General features: G+C 69.1%; 19 protein-coding genes. 9 read left to right on the forward strand and 10 right to left on the reverse strand.

Features of this window, described 5'->3' with window-relative positions; all coding sequences use genetic code 11:
* Nucleotides 1-3: 3 nt before the first annotated feature.
* The 4 genes from IEZ09_RS37260 to IEZ09_RS37275 form a co-directional block, all read right to left on the reverse strand.
* Nucleotides 4-327: a 2Fe-2S iron-sulfur cluster-binding protein gene (locus tag IEZ09_RS37260; protein ID WP_189258538.1), complete on the reverse strand. Its 324-nt coding sequence runs from the start codon at nt 325-327 to the stop codon at nt 4-6.
* Between the two features lies 1 nt (nt 328).
* A complete protein-coding gene (locus tag IEZ09_RS37265; protein WP_189258539.1) occupies nt 329-1,555 on the reverse strand; it encodes a cytochrome P450 in 1,227 nt (408 codons plus the stop codon).
* A 79-nt stretch (nt 1,556-1,634) separates the two neighbouring features.
* Nucleotides 1,635-2,363, reverse strand: a complete 729-nt coding sequence (locus IEZ09_RS37270) for an ABC transporter permease (protein ID WP_189258540.1) — start codon at nt 2,361-2,363, stop codon at nt 1,635-1,637.
* Nucleotides 2,360-3,307: an ATP-binding cassette domain-containing protein gene (locus IEZ09_RS37275; protein ID WP_189258560.1), complete on the reverse strand. Its 948-nt coding sequence runs from the start codon at nt 3,305-3,307 to the stop codon at nt 2,360-2,362. Before IEZ09_RS37275 ends, IEZ09_RS37270 begins: the two co-directional genes overlap by 4 nt.
* A 74-nt stretch (nt 3,308-3,381) precedes the next feature.
* Here IEZ09_RS37275 and IEZ09_RS37280 point away from each other — a divergent pair, with 74 nt between their 5' ends.
* Nucleotides 3,382-4,347 carry a helix-turn-helix transcriptional regulator gene (locus IEZ09_RS37280; protein ID WP_189258541.1) on the forward strand — a complete coding sequence of 322 codons (966 nt, stop codon included), beginning with the start codon at nt 3,382-3,384 and terminating at the stop codon, nt 4,345-4,347.
* Here the strand turns inward: IEZ09_RS37280 and IEZ09_RS37285 are convergent.
* On the reverse strand, nt 4,331-5,746 hold the full coding sequence (locus IEZ09_RS37285; protein ID WP_189258542.1) for an NDP-hexose 2,3-dehydratase family protein: 1,416 nt from the start codon (nt 5,744-5,746) through the stop codon (nt 4,331-4,333). The two genes, IEZ09_RS37280 and IEZ09_RS37285, sit on opposite strands and share 17 nt — an antisense overlap.
* Nucleotides 5,747-5,890: 144 nt before the next feature.
* Between IEZ09_RS37285 and IEZ09_RS37290 the strand changes: the two genes are divergently transcribed.
* Genes IEZ09_RS37290 through IEZ09_RS37300 form a run of 3 tightly spaced genes read left to right on the forward strand, consistent with a single transcriptional unit; the run spans nt 5,891 to nt 8,191 of the window.
* A complete protein-coding gene (locus IEZ09_RS37290; RefSeq protein WP_189258543.1) occupies nt 5,891-6,397 on the forward strand; it encodes a nuclear transport factor 2 family protein in 507 nt (168 codons plus the stop codon).
* 13 nt (nt 6,398-6,410) lie between these two features.
* The gene (locus IEZ09_RS37295; protein WP_189258544.1) at nt 6,411-7,628 is read left to right on the forward strand and encodes a cytochrome P450; all 1,218 of its coding nucleotides are present in this window, start codon (nt 6,411-6,413) and stop codon (nt 7,626-7,628) included.
* Nucleotides 7,628-8,191 carry a dTDP-4-dehydrorhamnose 3,5-epimerase family protein gene (locus IEZ09_RS37300; RefSeq protein WP_189258545.1) on the forward strand — a complete coding sequence of 188 codons (564 nt, stop codon included), beginning with the start codon at nt 7,628-7,630 and terminating at the stop codon, nt 8,189-8,191. Before IEZ09_RS37295 ends, IEZ09_RS37300 begins: the two co-directional genes overlap by 1 nt.
* Nucleotides 8,192-8,245: 54 nt before the next feature.
* Here the strand turns inward: IEZ09_RS37300 and IEZ09_RS37305 are convergent, their stop codons facing one another.
* From IEZ09_RS37305 to IEZ09_RS37325, 5 genes are all read right to left on the reverse strand, one after another.
* Entirely contained in the window at nt 8,246-8,707 is a 462-nt protein-coding gene (locus IEZ09_RS37305; protein ID WP_189258546.1) for a DUF2147 domain-containing protein, read from the reverse strand.
* Nucleotides 8,689-9,210, reverse strand: a complete 522-nt coding sequence (locus IEZ09_RS37310; RefSeq protein ID WP_189258547.1) for a hypothetical protein — start codon at nt 9,208-9,210, stop codon at nt 8,689-8,691. Before IEZ09_RS37310 ends, IEZ09_RS37305 begins: the two co-directional genes overlap by 19 nt.
* 72 nt (nt 9,211-9,282) lie before the next feature.
* Entirely contained in the window at nt 9,283-10,158 is an 876-nt protein-coding gene (locus tag IEZ09_RS37315) for an SDR family oxidoreductase (RefSeq protein WP_189258548.1), read from the reverse strand.
* 69 nt (nt 10,159-10,227) lie between these two features.
* Nucleotides 10,228-11,427 carry a cytochrome P450 family protein gene (locus IEZ09_RS37320; RefSeq protein WP_189258549.1) on the reverse strand — a complete coding sequence of 400 codons (1,200 nt, stop codon included), beginning with the start codon at nt 11,425-11,427 and terminating at the stop codon, nt 10,228-10,230.
* Between the two features lie 120 nt (nt 11,428-11,547).
* Nucleotides 11,548-11,688 carry a hypothetical protein gene (locus IEZ09_RS37325; RefSeq protein WP_189258550.1) on the reverse strand — a complete coding sequence of 47 codons (141 nt, stop codon included), beginning with the start codon at nt 11,686-11,688 and terminating at the stop codon, nt 11,548-11,550.
* 153 nt (nt 11,689-11,841) lie between these two features.
* On the opposite strand from IEZ09_RS37325, the gene IEZ09_RS37330 reads away from it, so the two are divergent.
* The 5 genes from IEZ09_RS37330 to IEZ09_RS37350 all read left to right on the forward strand — a co-directional run bounded on the left by IEZ09_RS37330 (nt 11,842) and on the right by IEZ09_RS37350 (nt 17,905).
* The gene (locus IEZ09_RS37330; RefSeq protein ID WP_189258551.1) at nt 11,842-13,113 is read left to right on the forward strand and encodes a nucleotide disphospho-sugar-binding domain-containing protein; all 1,272 of its coding nucleotides are present in this window, start codon (nt 11,842-11,844) and stop codon (nt 13,111-13,113) included.
* Nucleotides 13,110-13,937: an NAD-dependent epimerase/dehydratase family protein gene (locus IEZ09_RS37335; protein ID WP_189258552.1), complete on the forward strand. Its 828-nt coding sequence runs from the start codon at nt 13,110-13,112 to the stop codon at nt 13,935-13,937. Before IEZ09_RS37330 ends, IEZ09_RS37335 begins: the two co-directional genes overlap by 4 nt.
* A 29-nt stretch (nt 13,938-13,966) precedes the next feature.
* Complete coding sequence (gene rfbH, locus IEZ09_RS37340; RefSeq protein ID WP_189258553.1) at nt 13,967-15,271, forward strand: lipopolysaccharide biosynthesis protein RfbH; 1,305 nt, start codon at nt 13,967-13,969, stop codon at nt 15,269-15,271.
* The gene (locus IEZ09_RS37345; RefSeq protein WP_189258554.1) at nt 15,268-16,224 is read left to right on the forward strand and encodes a Gfo/Idh/MocA family protein; all 957 of its coding nucleotides are present in this window, start codon (nt 15,268-15,270) and stop codon (nt 16,222-16,224) included. The genes rfbH and IEZ09_RS37345 overlap by 4 nt, the downstream gene beginning before the upstream one ends.
* Nucleotides 16,225-16,315: 91 nt before the next feature.
* Nucleotides 16,316-17,905 carry an FAD-binding oxidoreductase gene (locus IEZ09_RS37350; RefSeq protein ID WP_189258555.1) on the forward strand — a complete coding sequence of 530 codons (1,590 nt, stop codon included), beginning with the start codon at nt 16,316-16,318 and terminating at the stop codon, nt 17,903-17,905.
* Nucleotides 17,906-17,995: the final 90 nt, after the last annotated feature.

Raw genomic sequence — 17,995 nt, forward strand, 5'->3', positions numbered from 1 at the left:
CCCTCAGATCTGTGTCTCGGGCACGTGCACCACGAGCCCGTCGAGTTCAGCGGACACGGGCAGCTGGCAGCTGAGCCTGCTGTTGTCCTGCCTGGGGCTGGAGGTGCAGTGGAGGAGCTCGTCCTCCACGGGATGCATCTCGGGCAACGGCTTGGTGTTGTCCTTGTCGACGTAGACGTGGCAGGTGCCGCAGGAAGCGCCGCCACCGCACTGCGCGACGATGCCCGGCACGCCGTTCAGCACGGCGCCGCGCATCACCGAGTCGCCCTCGTTGACGTCCACAACGGACTGAACGCCGTCCGGCTGCGTGTAGGTGATCTTGGGCATGTCAGTTCACCTCGTCCCACATGACCGGGAGCTCCCACAGGCCGTAGATCACGGCGCCTTCCTTGCGCGGGATTTCGAGGAACGGCTTCGCGAGCCGCAACGACGGGATGCGCTGGAACAACGTCGTCCACACGATCTGCATCTCCAGCCGGGCGAGGTCGGCACCGATGCAGTGGTGCAGGCCGTAACCGAAGCCGAGGTGCTTGCGCGTGCCGCGTTCGAGGATCAGCTTCTCCGGTTCGGGGAACATCTCCGGGTCGCGGTTGCCGGCGAGGCCGAGGCACAGGATGCCGTCGCCCGCCTTGATGGTCTTGCCCGCGATCTCGATGTCCTCCAGTGCCACGCGTGGGATCGCGGTGTCGCCGATCGTGGCGATCCGCACCAGCTCCTCGACCGCGGGTTCGATCATGCCCTCCGGGTCGGCGAGCAGCTTCGCGAGCTCGTCGGGGTTCTCCAGCAACGCGGCCGTGCCGAGCGACAGCATGCTGGCCGTGGTCTCGTGGCCGCCGTTCATCAACAGGCGGATCATGTTGAACAGGTCGCGGCGCGTGTACTCCTCGCCGGACGCGGCGTACTCGGCCATCGCCCTGCTGAGCAGGTCGTCACCGGGCTCGCGCTCCTTGATGGTGATCAGCTCGTCGACGTAGGCGTTCACCTCGACGATCGCGGCCTGCCGCTGCTCCGGCGTGCTGTGCCCGCCGAGCAGACACGTGCCGTGCTTGATGAAGAAGTCGTGCTCGTCCTGCGGGATGCCGAGCAGCTCGCAGATCACGGTCATCGGCACGGCCAGCGAGAACTCGCGGTGGAAGTCCACCGGCGGCGTCATCGTCAGCAGCTTGTCGATGTACTCGTGGACGATCTCCTCGATGCGGCCCCGCATCCGCTTCACCTGGCGGGTGGTGAAGGTGACGGCGGCCTTGCGCCGGGTCCGCGTGTGCTCCGGGTTGTCGTAGCCGATGAACGACGTCTCGGTGCGGAACTCCGGCGGGGCGATGAAGTAGAACGGAAAGTTGTCGTGCTTGCGCGAGGCGCTGATCCGCGGGTCGGTGAGGATCTGGCGGATCGTGTGGTAGCCGGTGATCGTCCAGATCCTCAGCCCCGACCCCGTCAGCGTGACCTGGGAGACGTCCTCCGCCATCATCTCGGCGTACTGTTTCGGCGGCGTGAACGGACACTGCCGCTGATAGGGAAACGTCTCCTCGGCATCGGTCATGGCGGCTTCGGTCATCACGAGTCCTCCCAGTCGGATGGAGCGAGATTTCCACCCGTGCCTGGAGATGAGCCGGAAGCCCGCTCAAGCGGAGGTTTCAGGCGACCGCGTGCCGCATCTGCCTGGTACCCACCCACAGTCCGAGCGCGGCGACACCGACCGCGGCGAGCAGTCCCAGCCCGACGTTCGCCGTGAAGACCTCACCGTTGAACAGCTCGCGTTCGGCGTTCACGAGGTAGGACAAGGGGTTCAGCTTCGACAGGAACTGCAGCCACGCGGGACCGCCCTCGATCGGCAGCAGCATCCCGGCGAGCAGCAGCAGGGGGAAGCTGATGGTCTGCTGCACGGCCCAGAAGATCCATTCCTTGTTCTTGGACGCGAGCGCGAGCGAGTAGGACAACGCGCCGAGGCCGACGCACATGATCGCGAGCAGCAGCAGTCCGAACACCGCGCCGGCGTGCGGGCGGAACCCGAACGGGATCGTGATCGCGATGATGAGCACGGAGTGCACCATCGTCGGCACGATCTCCTTGAGCGCGCGCCCGACGATGAGCGCGGAGCGGCGCAACGGCGAGACGAGCATCCGCTCGTGCGATCCGGTCTGCATCTCGAAGAGCAGGTTGCCGCCGGTCGAGCCGGCACCGAACAGGCACGACATCACGATCATGCCCGGCACGAACCACTGCAGCCCCGTCTCCTCCGGCAGCAGCGGGGAGAACAGCACGAGGAAGAACAGCGGCTGCACCATCGTGAAGATCACCGAGAACGGGTCGCGCAGCACCGGCCTCAGCTCGCGGCTGAAGACGATCGTGGTGTCGTGGATCATGCCTGGTTCTCCTCACGCAGCGAACGCCCGGTCAGGGCGAGGAAGACGTCGTCGAGCGTCGGCCGGGCGACCTCGACCGCGGACACGTGCACACCGGCTTCGTCGAACCCGCGCATCAGTTTCTGCACCAGGTGGCGGCCACCGTCGGCGCGCAGGGTCAGCGTCAGTCCGGTGCGGGCGGCCGTGATGCCGAGCGTGTGGCCCTCCGCGCGCCGCAGCTCGTCCTCGCTGTCGAAGGTGAGCGTGATGCGGTCGCCGGCGTGGTCGGCCTTGAGCCGCTCGGGGGTGTCGTCGGCGATGAGCTTGCCGTGGTCGATGACGATCACCCGGTCCGCGAGCGCGTCGGCCTCGTCGAGGTAGTGCGTGGTGAGGACGATCGTGGTGCCGTGCTCGGCGTGCATCCGCACGACGTGCTCCTGCAGGTTCGCCCGGTTCTGCGGGTCGAGGCCGGTCGACGGTTCGTCGAGGAACAGCAGCTCCGGCGCGTGGATGAGGCCCATCGCGATGTCGAGCCTGCGGCGCTGGCCGCCCGACAGCGACGAGACGACGCGGTCCGCCACGGCACCGAGGTCGAGCGAGTCGATCAGTTCCTGCGCCCGCCGGCGGGCGTCCGCGACGGACAACCCGTAGGCGCGGCCCTGGCTGATCAGCTCGTCGCGGCCGCGCTGGCTGTGCCCTGCGCCGTTGCCCTGACCGATGTAGCCGATCCTGGCCCGGACCTCGCGTTGCCGAGTCACCACGTCGAACCCGGCGACCTCCGCCTCGCCGGAGGTGGGCGGTAGCAGCGTCGTGAGCATCCGCAGCGTGGTCGACTTGCCCGCGCCGTTCGGTCCGAGCAAAGCCACCATCTCACCGCGCATCACGCGCAGGTCGAGACCGCGTACCGCCTCGACGGTCTCCTTCTTCACCGTGAAGCGCTTCGTCAGTGCGCTCGTCCGAATCATCGTGTCGGTCATGGCACCACCGTAGAATTAATTCCGGCCACTTCCTGACCTGAATTGCGGTTAATCTGGATTTCATGGCGAACACGAGCGCACGAATGCTGCGGCTGCTGTCCCTGCTCCAGACCCACCGGTACTGGCCGGGCACCGAACTGGCGGAACGCCTCGAGGTGAGTGAGCGCACACTGCGCCGCGACGTCGACCGGTTGCGCGAGCTGGGCTACCAGGTCGACGCGAGCCGTGGCGTCGCCGGTGGCTACCAGCTGCAGTCCGGAGCGACGATGCCGCCGCTGCTGCTGGACGACGAGGAGGCCGTCGCGATCGCGGTCGGCCTGCGGGCGGCGGCGAGCGGCAGCGTGCAGGGCATCGAGGACACGTCGTTGCGCGCGTTGACGAAGGTGATCCAGGTGATGCCGCCCCGGCTGCGCGGGCGGGTGGGCGCGCTGCGGGAGTTCACCGTGCCCGCGCCACCCGGCAAGGGCCCGAAGGTGGACGCGGTGGTGCTCACCGTGCTGGCGCAGGCGTGCCGCGACGAGGAGCGCCTGCGGTTCTCCTACACGGCGAGAGGGGGTGAGCGGACGACCAGGCTGGTCGAGCCGTACCGGCTCGTTCCCCTGGGCCGCAAGTGGTATCTCGTCGCCTACGACGTCGAGCGCGGCGACTGGCGGACGTTCCGGGTCGACCGGCTGACCGAGCCGCAGGCGACGGGTGCGCGGTTCCGGCAACGCGAGCTGCCCGCCGCCGACGCGGCGGAGTTCGTGCAGCAGCAGCTGCAGTCGATTCCGTTGCGCCACCACGTGAAGGTCACCATCCAGCTGCCCGCCGCCGAGGTGGAGAAGGCGACGGCCTACGCGGGCGGTTCGGTCGAGCCGATCGACGAGACGTCCTGCGTGCTGATCATGCAGGTCGACGAGTTCGACTGGCTGGTGCTGGTGCTGGCCGCGCTCGGCGGCGAGTTCCGCGTGGACCAGCCGGCCGAGTTCCGCGACTACCTGCGCGACACCGCGGAGCTCCTGCTGCGCGGCGCTACCGCAACGAGTTGAGGCACGCGATCAGCGTGCGCGCCTGCACGTTGACGTACTGCCCGTGCCGCAACAGATCCGCGAGCTGCCCGACCGTCACCCAGGCGTAGCCGTCCGGCGGGTCGTCCGGCACCGTGTGGTCGGCCTCGACGATCAGGTAGCGGCTCTCCGCTTCGAGGAACCGGCCGCCCTCCTCGGAGTGGATCGCCTCGTACCTGATCCGCGACGAGCCGGCCGCGAGCACCTGGTCGAGGAACGGCGGCGAGTCGGAGCTGCGGTAGTTCCACGGCACGCACTGCACCGTCGGACCCAGCTCGACGGCGTCCGCGAAACCACCCTCGACCCGCGCGTGCACCAGCAGGTGCAGCACCCCGCAGTACTCCCGGGCCACGAACGCGGCGATGCCCAGCCCGTGCGGCTGGAACAACGGCTGCGACCAGCCCTTCACCTCGCGGCTGTCGGCCCGCACGTCCGCGGCGACCACCTTGAAGAACCGCCCGTCCTCGCGCGCGATCTCGGTGTCCGTGCGGTACCAGCCCGGCAGGTCGTACAGCGCGATGCGCTGGATGTCGAGCTCGGTCTCCGAACGCTGCCAGCTGAACCAGCTCAGCACCTCGGCCGTCGTGTGCAACGCGCCCGCGTCCTGGTCGCGCGACAACGCGAGCGCCGACCGGAAACCGTCCTTTGAGGACGATGACGGCACCTGCGGCAGGCAGGCGAGGACCGTGCGCGCGTCCATGTTCACCACGTTGTCGCGCGCCATGAGCTCGTTGATCTGGCCGAGGGTCAGCCAGCAGAAGTCGTCGTGCAGCGGCACGTCGCCGGTCACCTCGACGACCATGTTCCTGTTGCGCTTGCGGTAGAACCACGCCCCGTGCTCGGACTGCAGCACGTCCGCGACGACCCGGCCGCGCTCGGCGCCCGCGAAGTACTCCAGGTAACGCACCGAGCTGCCCTGGTGCACCCGCATGTAGTTGCTGCGGGTCGCCTGCACCGTCGGCGAGAGCTGGAGCAGGTTCGGGTTGCCCGGCTCCATCTTGGCCTGCATCAGGAAGTGCAGGACGCCGTCGAACTCCTTGACCAGGATGCCGAGGATGCCGACCTCGGCCTGGTTGATGATCGGCTGGTGCCACACCTGCTTCGGCTGGCGCACCCGCAGTCCCTCGACGGTGAAGAACTTCCCGCTGACGTGGCCGAGGTTGCCGGTCTGCGGGTGGAACGACCACCCGTTCAGCTGGTCGAACGGAATGGGCACGACCTCGAAGGCGTGCGCCGCCTCGCGTTCCTTCATCCACACGCTGAACTGCTCTGTCGGCAGGTGGGTGCCGTGCAGCGTGTCGGCGGACACCGCGAGCCTCGCCGGAATGTCGGGATCTTCTCGCGGCCGCAGCGAAGCGGTCCGCGCCTGGGTCGACGTCACTGGAAACACCTCCTGTGTTCGCGCCTCAGGGTCGTCACGGGCGCTCGAACGGCGGGACAGCCGAGCTAGAACACGCACGACCGGCGCTCAAGACCGCGTCCACCGGCGGGCAGCACCCTCGCAGAACAGTCGAAAGGAGCCGATGTGTCCCACATCAGCGCGGACACCTACGTCGAGGTGCAGCAGTTCTACGCGCGGCAGATGCCGCTGCTCGAGGCGCGGGAGCTCAAGACGTTCCTGGAGACCTTCACCGAGGACTGCACGCTCGAGCACGTGCCGTTCGGGTGGCGGTTCGAGGGACGCGAGCAGCTGTTCAAGGAGATGTCGGCGCGGCGCGGCGACCCCTCCAAGCCCAAGACGGAGGAGACGTCCGCACGGCGGGCGCGCGAGGAGAACATCTCCTACTACGACGGTCTCGTCTACCGCTACTGGTTCGACCGCATGCTCATCGAGGAGACCGGCCCGGACCAGCTGCGGGTGCGTTACCAGGCGATCGTCAGCCTCACCGACGCCGACGGCAAGGTCAGCTTCGAGCCGACCACCACCGTCGAGGACCAGCTGGTGCGCCGCAACGGCGAGCTGTTCACGAAGGCGCGCGTCGTCACCCACGACTCGGCCAACTGGGCCGACAAGATCCACAACCCGTCCTGAGAGGTAGCTGACCGTGTCCGACACTTTCCCCGGTACGTTCCCGTTCGCCGGCTCCAGCTACCGAGGTCCCGCGCCGCAGTACGCGCAGCTGCGCGAGGACGAGCCCGTGGTGCGGGTGCCCACCGCGGGCGGTGTGGACGCCTGGCTGGTGACGCGGTACGAGGACGTCCGCTCGCTGTCCGCCGACCCGCGGCTCAGCCGGGCCCGCGCGTGCGGTGAGGGCGCCCCGCGCGTCGGCGGCACCATGCACACCACCCCGGAGATGATCATTTCGCTGGACGCCGGTGAGCACTCGCGGCTGCGCAAGCTGGTCGCGGGCGCGTTCACCCTGCGCAAGGTCGAGCTGATGCGCGACCGCGTGCAGCAGGTGTGCGACGAGCTGCTGGACGAGATGGCCGCCAAGGGCGGGCCGATCGACCTCGTCGAGCAGCTCGCAGTTCCGTTGCCGCTCACCGTGATCGGCGAGCTGCTCGGCGTGCCCTCGCAGGACCTGCGCACGTTCGAGAAGTGGGCGCGGGCGTTCGCCACGGTCGACGACAGGGCCGGCGGCGAGGCGTCGCTGGAAGGACTGGCGAAGCTCAACGAGTACATCGTCGGCCTGGTGGCGGACAAGCGCGCCAACCCGACCGACGACATGCTGTCCGAACTGGTCGCCGCGCGCGACGAGGGCGACCGGCTGAGCGAGCAGGAGCTGGTGACGTTCGGCTTCACGCTGATCGGCGCCGGCTTCGACACGACGGCGAACCAGCTGGCGAACTCGGTCCTCGCGCTCGTCACCGGCGGCGGGGCCGAGTGGAAGCGGCTCGCGGAGGACCCGTCGCGCATCCCCGCCGCCGTCGAGGAGCTGCTGCGGCACGTGAACCTGTTCGCCACGGACACGTCCGGCTTCCCGCGCATCGCCACCGAGGACATCGAGGTCGGCGGCACGACGATCCCCGCGGGTGCGCCGGTGCTGCTGTCGCTCGCGTCGGCCAACCGCGACGCCGCGGTGTTCCCCGACCCCGACCGGATGGACCTGGAACGCTCGCCGAACCCGCACATCTCGTTCGGGCACGGGCTGCACCACTGCCTCGGCAAGCACCTCGGCCGGATGGAGCTGGTGGTCGCGATCGAGGGCCTGGTGCGCCGCTTCCCCGACCTGCGCCTGGCCATCGACGAGAGCGAACTCCCCTGGCACACCGGGGAGATCAACCACACCCTGACCTCGCTGCCGGTCACCTGGGGAGACTGATGCTGGTCAGGGAAACCGCGGTGCCGGGGGCGTACGTCCTGTCCCCCAGGCATCTGCACGACGAACGCGGCGACTTCTACGAGTCGATGCGGGCGAGCCAGCTCGAAGATCTGCTCGGGCACCCCTTCGTGCCCAAGCAGATCAACTACTCGGTGTCGAAGCGGAACACGTTGCGGGGCATCCACTCCGTGACGGTTCCGCCGGGACAGGCGAAGTACGTGTCGTGCGTTCGCGGTGTGCTTCGCGACATCGTTGTCGACCTGCGCATCGGATCCCCCACCTACGGCAAGTACGAGACCAACGTCCTCGACGCCGAGTCGGGGACGCAGGTCTACGTGCCGGAGGGCGTCGGCCACGGGTTCCTCACGCTGACCGACGACGCGACCATCTGCTACGTGTTGTCCTCGGAGCACGTGCCGGGAACACAGGTGGACATCAACCCGCTCGACCCGGATCTGGCTCTGCCGTGGGGTTTCACCGAGCCGCCGTTGATGTCTCCCAAGGACGCCAACGCTCCGACGGCCGCCCAGGCCGCCGAGCTGGGCCTGCTCACCCGCTGGTGAACGATGAACGGCGCTTTTGTCCACCTGGGGCGGACAAAAGCGCCGTTCATCGAGTCAACAAGATGGGCCGGAGGTGACCTTCGTGAAGGTGAGCGGTCCCTCGCCCTCGCCGACCAGCGTGCCGCCGGCGTCGAAGAAGCGGACGTGGTGCGCTGTCTCGAAACTCTTTGCTCGCAGGGATTTCAGCTCCGCCTTGCCGGTCATGTCGGCGTGCCCTGCAGGGGTTCCCGCGCCGTCGAAGAACTCGACGGTCACCTCGTAGGTCCAGGTCCGGTTGCCGGTGCGCCGCCAGTCGCCGCGGCCGAACGCCCGCGCACCCTCGAGCTGCCCTTCGTGGCAGAACCCGCGGGACCGGTAGGTCTGCCAGACCTTCTCGACCTGTCCCCCGCCGAAGTCGATCTCGGTGAGCCACACGCCCACCGGTGGGCACGGCGCGGCGGATGCCGTGCCCACCGGCGCCACGAGCAGGACGCCCGCGAGCAGCGCCGCGACCCGCTTCACGGCTTGGCCGGGCACGGCGGGTCCTGCCGGGAGACCAGGGTGAAGGTCAGGTAGTCCGTCCCCTCGCCGAGGACGTTGCCGTTCTTGTCGAACGCCTTCGAGTAGTGCAGCGACTTGAACGTGGTCCCCGTGATGGTCGCGTCGCCGCGCATCTCGGCATGCCCGTTGAAGTTCCCGTCGAGGTCGTAGAAGATCTCGACCACCGCGTAGGAGAACTTGTTGGTGCCGGCGGGCTTCCACGAACCCTTGCCGTAGCCCAGGTAGCCGTTGTCGGACTTCGCACGGTGGCAGAGCTCGTGCTTCGACGTGTAGGAGTGCGTCACGTTGACCATCTGCCCGCCACCGAAGTCGATCGTGGTCTTCCACACGCCGACCGGAAGTGTGTTGCGAACAGTGGTTTCCTGCGCTCCTCCCACCGGGTTCGTGCTCATGCCCGCCGACGCGACGCCGACCGGCACGAACACGAGCCCGACCGCGGATAAGAGCGCCGCTGTCTTGGTACGCCAGTTTCTCGACATGCTCACCGTCCTCTGTGGCCAAACAGGATTCGGTGAGAGGGTCGCCCGGCGACCTCGACAGCAGGTCGAACGTCAGCGGAAGTCCTCCACGTGATCGCGCGCCCACTCAGCGTAGGTGCGGCCGGGCTTCCCGGTCGCCAGGCCGAAACCGGGCAGCGGCTTCATGAGTTCCGAGTAGTCCTGGTCGGAGTAACCCTCGTCGCCGGAGCCGGCGCCACCGTCGTAGTCGACGAACCCGAGCAACAGGTCCGCGCTCTCGGCGGCGAAACCGCCCATCCCCTTGAGGATCTCCCGCGCCTCCTCGCGCGAGACCTCCTCGTAGCGCACCTCTTCGCCGAGTGCGTCCGCGATCGCCTCGACCTGACCGCGCACGGTCAGCTGCTCGGGGCCGCTCAGCGTGTACGCCTGGCCGACGTGCTTGTCCTCCAGCAGCGCCACCACGGCGACCTCTGCGATGTCCGCCTCGTGGATCGGGGCGCCACCGAGGTCGTCGCCGAACGGGTACCGCACGGTCCGCGACTCCTTGATCATCGGACCCCAGATCGGCAGCATGTTCGTCATGAACTCGCCGGGCCGCACGTGGGTCCACTCGAGCCCGGACTCCTCGACCGCGCGCTCGACGCGGGCGTGGTAGTCGGTGTCGAAGCCGAGCGTCACGGCCGCGCCGGACAGCACGACGATGCGCCGCACGCCCGCCTGCTTCGCGAGGTCGACGACCTCGGCCGCCGTTTCCGGCTGCGGGAACAGGAAGAGCTTCTCCACGCCGTCGAGGGCGGGCCCGAGCGACGCGGGCTGCAGGAGGTCACCCTGGACGACCTCGACGCCCTCGGGCAATCCGGCCTTGGCCGGGTTGCGGGTCAGCGCCCGGACCGACTCGCCCGCCTGCACGAGCTGGTCGACGACGTGCCGTCCGACCAGACCCGTCGCACCGGTTACCAAGATCGTCATGACTGATGCTCCTCGCCTTTTTGTGCTGGTCAACTCAACGTAGACCGTATTTAGGTCACTTTATGACCGCTATTGGAACCGAACGGGAAGTTCTTTGAGCCCGCGCATGAAGAAGGTCGGCGGGCAGTAGGTCAGCTCGGCAGGATCGACGGCGAGCGCCAGGTCCGGGCACCGCTGCAACAGCGCCCTGATCCCGATCGCGCCTTCGAGCCGTGCGAGCGGCGCGCCGAGACAGTGGTGGACGCCGAAGCCGAACCCGAAGTGCGCCCGCGCCTCCCGCAGGTCGCGGCTGATGTCGAAGCTGTCCGGGTTCGGGAAGCGCTTGGGGTCGCGGGACGACGACGACTGGCCGATCATGATGACCTCGCCCTCGCCGATCACCGTGCCGGCGATGTCGATGGGCTCCTTGGTGTAGCGCAACGCGGCGAACTCGACCGGGCCGTCGTAGCGCAGCACCTCCTCCACCGCGGTGTCGAGCAACGACCAGTCGGCACGCAGCGCGGCGAGCTGCTCGGGGTGGCGCAGCAACGCGAGCGTGCCGCTGGCGATGAGGTTCGCCGTCGACTCGTGGCCGCCGACGAGCAGCAGGAACGACATGCCGAGCAGCTCGTCGGACGAGAGCGAGTCGCCGTTCTCGTCGGTGGTGTTCACCAGCGCGCCGATCAGGTCGTCGCACGGAGTGCGGCGCTTGTCCTCGATCAGCGCGGCCAGGTACTCGGTCAGTCCGCGCTGCGCGGCCTCGCCGTCCTCCGGCGTCGCGGGCGCGGACAGGTCGGCCGACCACTTGTGGAACGCAGCGCGGTCGGCGAACGGGACACCGATCAGTTCGCAAATCACCTGCAGCGGCAACGGAAGCGCGTACGACGACACGAGATCGGCCTGCCCCTGCGGCACCATCGCGTCCAGCAGCTCGGCGGCGAGCTCCTCGATCCGCGGCTGCAGCGACTGCATGCGGCGCACGGTGAACTCCCGTGCCACCAGCTTGCGCAGCCGCGTGTGGTCCGGCGGGTCCGCCTGCAGCATGGTCTTGCCGACCACGGCGCGGCCCAGGCTGTCCCACGCCTTCAGGTACTTCATGTCGTTGCTCAGCCGCGGGTCGGTGAACGCGGCCTTGGCCTCGTCGTAGCCGGTGATGATCCAGCACGACCTGCCGTCGAGCACACGCGCCCGGTGCACCGGACCGCGCTCGCGCAGCTCGGCGAACAACGGGTAGGGGTCGGCGGCGAAAGCGGAGTTCGCCCCGGTCAAATCCGCTTCTGTCGTGTCCATGCGGCGAAGGTAGGACCCGGCGCTCAACTCCCGCTTGGGCGCGCGAAAGGTGCCGTCAGGGGCACCCCTCACCGCGCGGACACGACGAGGGGTGCCCCTGACGGCACTCTGGAGAGGTCGCTACCGCGTCGCGGGCTCGTCCTCGGCGGCGCCGTCGAGGTGAATCGGCGGCGGGACGACGAAGACGAGCGGTGGAACGACAAAGATGCCCATGACCACAAGAGGCATGGGCCGCAGCGACACGTCGACCGGTTCGGTCATCGGCATTGCTCCTCGTTCGGGGACCCTTCCGCGTCACGGTGCGCAGCCCGGCTCGACGGGCGCTCGCGCGCGGCTCGCTGCGCCCGCGTTCAAGTACGCGTCCAGCGCGCACCGGCACCGTTCACCTCCGCCACCACTCTGCGAGGAGCTCTCATGCGCGTCTTGGTCACCCAGTGGCCCAACCCATCACACCTGTACGCGTCGATCCCGATGCTGTGGGCGTTGCAGGGCGCCGGCCACGAGGTGGTCGTCGCCTCGCACCCCGACCTCGCCGCCGCGACCACGCGCGCGGGGCTGACGGCCGTGTCGCTCGGCACGCCGGACACGGTGCCCGGACTGACGCTCGAGAACTACGGCAAGTACGACCTGCCGCAGGAGCACCGCGACAAGTTCCGGGAACCGCTGGGGCTCACGCCGGAGGACTACGACGTCTGGGAGATCTGCAGCACCTACCACCAGATCGGGCTGCACATCCTGCACCCGCCCGGCGGGCCCAGCGCGCTCGCCGACCACCTCGTCGACTTCGCGCTGCGGTGGCGGCCGGACCTCGTGATCTGGGAACCGGAGATGGCGGCCTCGCCGATCGCGGCCAGGCTGTGCGGGGCCGCCCACGCCAGGATGGTGTGGGGCCTCGACTACTCGGGCTGGATGGAGGAGCGGTTCGCGGCGCGGCGGGCCGAGGTCGCCGCGGCCGGGCTCACCGACCCGTTGCTGGACGCGGTAGAGCCGATCGCGGCGCAGTACGGCGTCGAGGTCGACGACGAGCTGCTGTACGGGCAGTGGACCATCGACCCGACGCCGCCCGCCATGCGGCTGCCGACGCGGCAACGGGTCGTGCCGCACCGCCGCGTGCCCTACACCGGCATCGGCACGATCCCGGACTGGATCTACCCGAAGCCGCAGCGGCCGCGGGTCGCCGTGTCGCTCGGCGCGTCGGTGCGGGAGCACGCCGCGGGCAACGACCTGATCGGCACGCTGCTGGAGATGCTCGGCGGGCTCGACGTCGAGGTCGTCGCCACGCTGAACGCCGCGCAGCTGGAGGGCTACACCGTGCCCGGCAACGTGCGCACCGTCGACTTCCTGCCGCTCAACCAGCTCCTGCCGACCTGCTCGGCGCTCATCCACCACGGCGGTGGCGGCACGTTCACCTCCGCGGTGGCGCACCAGGTGCCGCAGCTCGTCGTGCCGAACACCGGTGGCGTCGAGGCCCCGTTCTACGCCAGGCGCATCACCGACAGCGGCGCGGGGATCATCCTGGACGCGGACAACCTCGACGTCGACGAGCTGCGCAAGCAGCTGATGCGGGTGATCGAGGGCCCGTCGTTCGCCGAGGGCGCCCGGCGGCTGCACGCGGACTGGCTCGCGATGCCCAGCCCCAACGACGTCGTCCCGTCCATCGAGAAGCTGACGGCGCAGCACCGATGAAGATCCTCGTGCTGGGAGGGACCGGCTTCGTCGGACGGCACGTCCGTGACGCGCTGCACCGAGCGGGCCACGACGTGCTGTCCGTCTCGCGCGGCACCGGCGTCGACCTGATGACCGCGGACCTGGCGCCCGTCGTCGACGGGTGCGACGTCGTCGTGAACGCGGCGGGCAGCGTGTGGCTCGCGACCGAGCAGCAGATGCTGGAGGCGAACGCGGCACTGGTCGACCGGCTCGTGAAAGCGTTGTCCGGTCAGCGTTTCGTTCAGCTCGGCACGGTGCACGAGTACGGGTCCGGCGTCGCCGGCCGCGGCACCACCGAGACGCAGCCGACGATTCCGCTGACGCCGTACGGCAAGTCGAAGCTGATCGGCACCACGGCCGCGCTGGACAGCGGGCGGGACGTCGTGGTGCTGCGGGTCTCGAACGTCATCGGTCCCGGTGTGCCGAAGGGCAGCCTGATGCGGACCGTCGCGGACCACCTCGCCTCCGGGTCGGACGCGCCGCTGACGTTCGGCTCGCTGCGGGCGTGGCGGGACTACGTCGACGCCCGTGACGTCGCGGACGCCGTGCTGCGCGCCGTCACCGCGCCCGTCACCGGTGAGGTGATCAACATCGGCAGCGGTGCGGCCGTGCGGACCAGGACGCTCGTCGAACGGATGGTCGCGTTGAGCGGCAGGGGTGTCGCGATCGTCGAGGACGCGGCGGGCGGTCGCGCCGACACGGAGTGGCTGCAGCTGGACATCGTCAAGGCGGACAGGCTGCTCGGCTGGCGCCCGCGGCGCGGGCTCGACGAGTCGCTGCGCGACTTGCTCGCCGCCGCATGACCACGCACACCGAAGAAGGGGAAGCACAGATGAGCGAGCACAAGGCGCTGGTACTCGACGAGGTCCGCAAGTTCCACCAGGAGCAACAGCCCGCCGGCGGTTTCGTCCCCGGTGTCACCGAGATCTGGCCGTCCGGTGCCGTGCTGGACGAGGACGACCGGGTGGCACTGGTGGAGGCGGCGCTGGAGATGCGCATCGCCGCCGGGTTCACCTCGCGCAAGTTCGAGTCGTCGTTCGCGCGCAAGCTCAAGCGGCGCAAGGCACACCTGACGAACTCAGGGTCGTCGGCGAACCTGCTGGCGGTGTCCGCGCTCACCTCGCCGTTGCTGGAGGACGCGCGGCTGAAGCCGGGTGACGAGGTCATCACCGTCGCGTGCGGCTTCCCCACCACGGTGAACCCGATCCTCCAAAACGGACTGATCCCGGTCTTCGTCGACGTCGACCTCGCGACCTACAACACGACCGTCGACAGGGTCGCCGCCGCGATCGGGCCGAAGACGCGCGCGATCATCATCGCGCACGCGCTCGGAAACCCGTTCCCCGTCCGGGAGATCGCCGAGCTCGCGACCGAGCACGAGCTGTTCCTGATCGAGGACAACTGCGACGCCGTCGGGTCGCTCTACGACGGGCAGATCACCGGCTCGTTCGGCGACTTCACCACGGTCAGCTTCTACCCCGCGCACCACCTGACGATGGGCGAGGGCGGCTGCGTGCTGACCTCGAACCTCACCCTCGCGCGGATCGTCGAGTCCATGCGCGACTGGGGCCGCGACTGCTGGTGCGAGCCGGGCGAGAGCAACAAGTGCCTCAAGCGGTTCGACTACCAGATGGGCACGCTGCCCGCGGGCTACGACCACAAGTACATCTTCTCGCACGTCGGTTACAACCTGAAGACGACCGACCTGCAGGCCGCGCTCGGGCTGACGCAGCTCGCGAAGATCGACGAGTTCTGCGCGGCACGGCGGCACAACTGGAACCGGCTGCGCGCGGCGCTCGACGGCGTGCCGCACCTGCTGCTGCCGGAGGCCACGCCGAAGAGCGACCCGAGCTGGTTCGGGTTCGTGCTCACGGTGCTGCCGGACGCACCGTTCAAGCGCGCGGACCTGATCGCCTTCCTGGAGGACCGCAAGATCGGCACGCGCAGGCTGTTCGCGGGCAACCTGACCCGCCACCCCGCCTACATCGGGCAGCCGTACCGGGTCGTCGGCGACCTGACCAACAGCGACATCATCACCGAGCAGACCTTCTGGGTCGGCATCTACCCCGGCCTGACCGACGAGATGATCGACTACATCGCGTCCTCGGTGAAGGAGTTCGTGGGGCAGCCGCGATGACCGCACCCGTCCGGATCGGGGTGCTGGGCTGCTCGGCGTTCGCGCGACGCCGGATGATCCCGGCGTTCCTCGCCTCCGCCGACGTCACGCTGGCCGCGGTGGCCAGCAGGGACTCCGCGAAGGCCGAGGCACTGGCTGCGGAGCTCGGCTGCCACGCGGTGCACGGGTACGAGGCGCTGCTCGCGGATCCCGGGATCGACGCCGTGTACACGCCGTTGCCCGCCGCCCTGCACGCCGAGTGGGTGGAGGCGGCGCTGCTGGCGGGCAAGCACGTGCTCGCGGAGAAGCCGCTCACGCTGAACCGGGACCGCACCGCGGCGTTGCTGGAGCTCGCCGGCGAACGCGGTCTCGCGTTGCTGGAGAACGTGATGTTCGTGCACCACAGCCAGCACGCGACGGTGCGCAAGCTGGTGGCGGACGGGATGATCGGCGAGCTGCGGTCGTTCCGCGCCGAGTTCGCGATCCCCCGCCAGCCAGACGGCGACATCCGCTACAACCCGGAGCTGGGCGGCGGAGCGTTGTGGGACACAGGTGTCTACCCGGTCCGCGCCGCGCTGCACCTGCTCGACTCCGAGCTCACGGTCGCGGGCGCGACGCTGACGGGCCCCGGTTTCGCCGTCGACACCAGGGGTGCGGCACTTCTGTCCACTGTGGATGGAGTACCCGCGCAGCTCGCGTTCGGCCTGGAACACGGCTATCGCAACACCTACGAGCTCAGCGGCACCGAGGGACGCATCACCGTGGAACGCGTCTTCACGCCGCCCGCCGACTACGCGCCGACCGTGCTGCTGGAGCGGGACTCCGTGCCGCACCGCATCACGCTGCCGGTGGACGACCAGGTCGCGAACACGGTCGCGGCCTTCGCGGCGGCGGTCCGCGTCGGCGCCGCCCCGCACGACAACTACCTGGAGCAGGCACGACTGCTCGAAGAGATCCGGATCGCCGCGCTGTAGACCGTGTCAATCGGGAGTACAGCGGGATCCGAGGAACCGGGCATCTACTTGCCGCGACACAGTCCCACGACCCGCTGAAAGCTGGTACACGATGTCCATCTCACGCCGGTTATTCATCGGTTCCGCCGCCGCGGCGGGAACGGCGATCGCGGCCGGGGCGCCGGCCTCGGCGAGCACCGACAACTGCCACGGCGGCTTCCCCGACGTCACCGTCAGACCGGACGACCCGAGGTACGCCGAACTGGTGGCGCGCGGCTTCAACCAGCGCTACATCGGAAAGCCCGACCAGGCGCACGTCGTGTACACCCCCGCACAGATCGAGAACGTCCTCAACAGCGCCGTGAAGAACAAGCAGCACTTCTCGGTCCGCAGCGGCGGGCACTGCTTCGTCGGGCTCGTCGACGACCCGGCCAACAAGGTCCTGATCGACGTCTCGGAGATGAAGGGCGTCTACTTCGACCAGAGGATGAAGGCGATCTGCGTCGAGTCCGGCGTCACGATCGGCGAGCTGCTGCGATCGCTCTACTACGGTTGGGGCGTCACGCTTCCCGCGGGCGTGTGCCCGTCGGTCGGCGCGGGCGGCCACATCTCCGGCGGCGGCTACGGCCCGCTGTCGCGCAAGTTCGGCCTGACCGTCGACCACCTGTACGGCGTGGAGGTCGTCACGGTCGGCGCGGACGGCAGGGCGAAGACCGTGGTGGCGACCAGGAACCCGAGCGACCCCAACCGCGACCTGTGGTGGGCGCACACCGGTGGCGGCGGCGGAAACTTCGGCGTCATCACGAAGTACTGGTTCCGCACACCGGGAATCTCGGGCAACGACCCGACACAGCTGCTGCCCCGCCCGCCCGCACGGCTGCTGTCGTGCTGGGCCACCTGGTCCTGGGACGGCATGACCGAGCAGGACTTCAAGCGCCTGGTCCGCAACCACGGCACGTGGCACGCCGCGAACAGCGCGCCCGGCTCGGCCTACGAGAGCCTGCACAGCTCGTTGCACCTCAACCGCAAGTCGGTCGGCTCGATCTTCCTGGAGATCCGCATCGACGGCACGCTGCCCAACGCGCAGAAGCTGCTCGACGACTACATCGCCGCGGTCGGCGCGGGCGTCTCGGTGAAGGTCAACGCGATGCCGTGGGAAGGCCTGTTCCTCGCCAACGCCGTCGACGTGTGGGTCGACCCGACCGGCTCGAACCGCAACGAGACCAAGGGCAGCAACCTGCGCAAGCCGTTGAACGACGAGCAGGTCGACACCGTGTGGCGGTCGCTGACCGACCCGCAGCGGCAGGGCCAGGGCAAGGTGTACCTCGCCTCCTACGGCTGCACCATCAACACCGTCGCGCCATCCGCCACCGCCGTGCCACAGCGCAGCTCCATGTTCAAGATGGCGGTGGGCACCTCGTGGGCCGACCCCGCCGAGGACGCCGTGCAGGTGCAGTGGGTGCGCGACACCTACACCGGCATCCACAAGGCCACCGGTGGCGCGCCCGCGCCCAACGACGCCCAGGACGGCGCGTACATCAACTACCCCGACCTCGACCTGCTCGACCCGAACCGCAACCGGTCGGGGGTGCCGTGGTACACGCTCTACTACAAGGACAACTACCCGGCGCTGCAGCGGATCAAGGCCAAGTACGACCCGGCCAACGTGTTCCACCACCCGCTCTCGATCCGCCCCGCCTGACCCTCACGTCACGTCGATGAAGGGCTCCTTGCTCCACCTCTTGGGTTCTAGGGATCGTTGCAACACCTGAGTTGTGCAGGGGTTGCAGTG

It is taken from the genome of Lentzea flava (assembly GCF_014648475.1).
GTDB lineage: Bacteria > Actinomycetota > Actinomycetes > Mycobacteriales > Pseudonocardiaceae > Lentzea > Lentzea flava.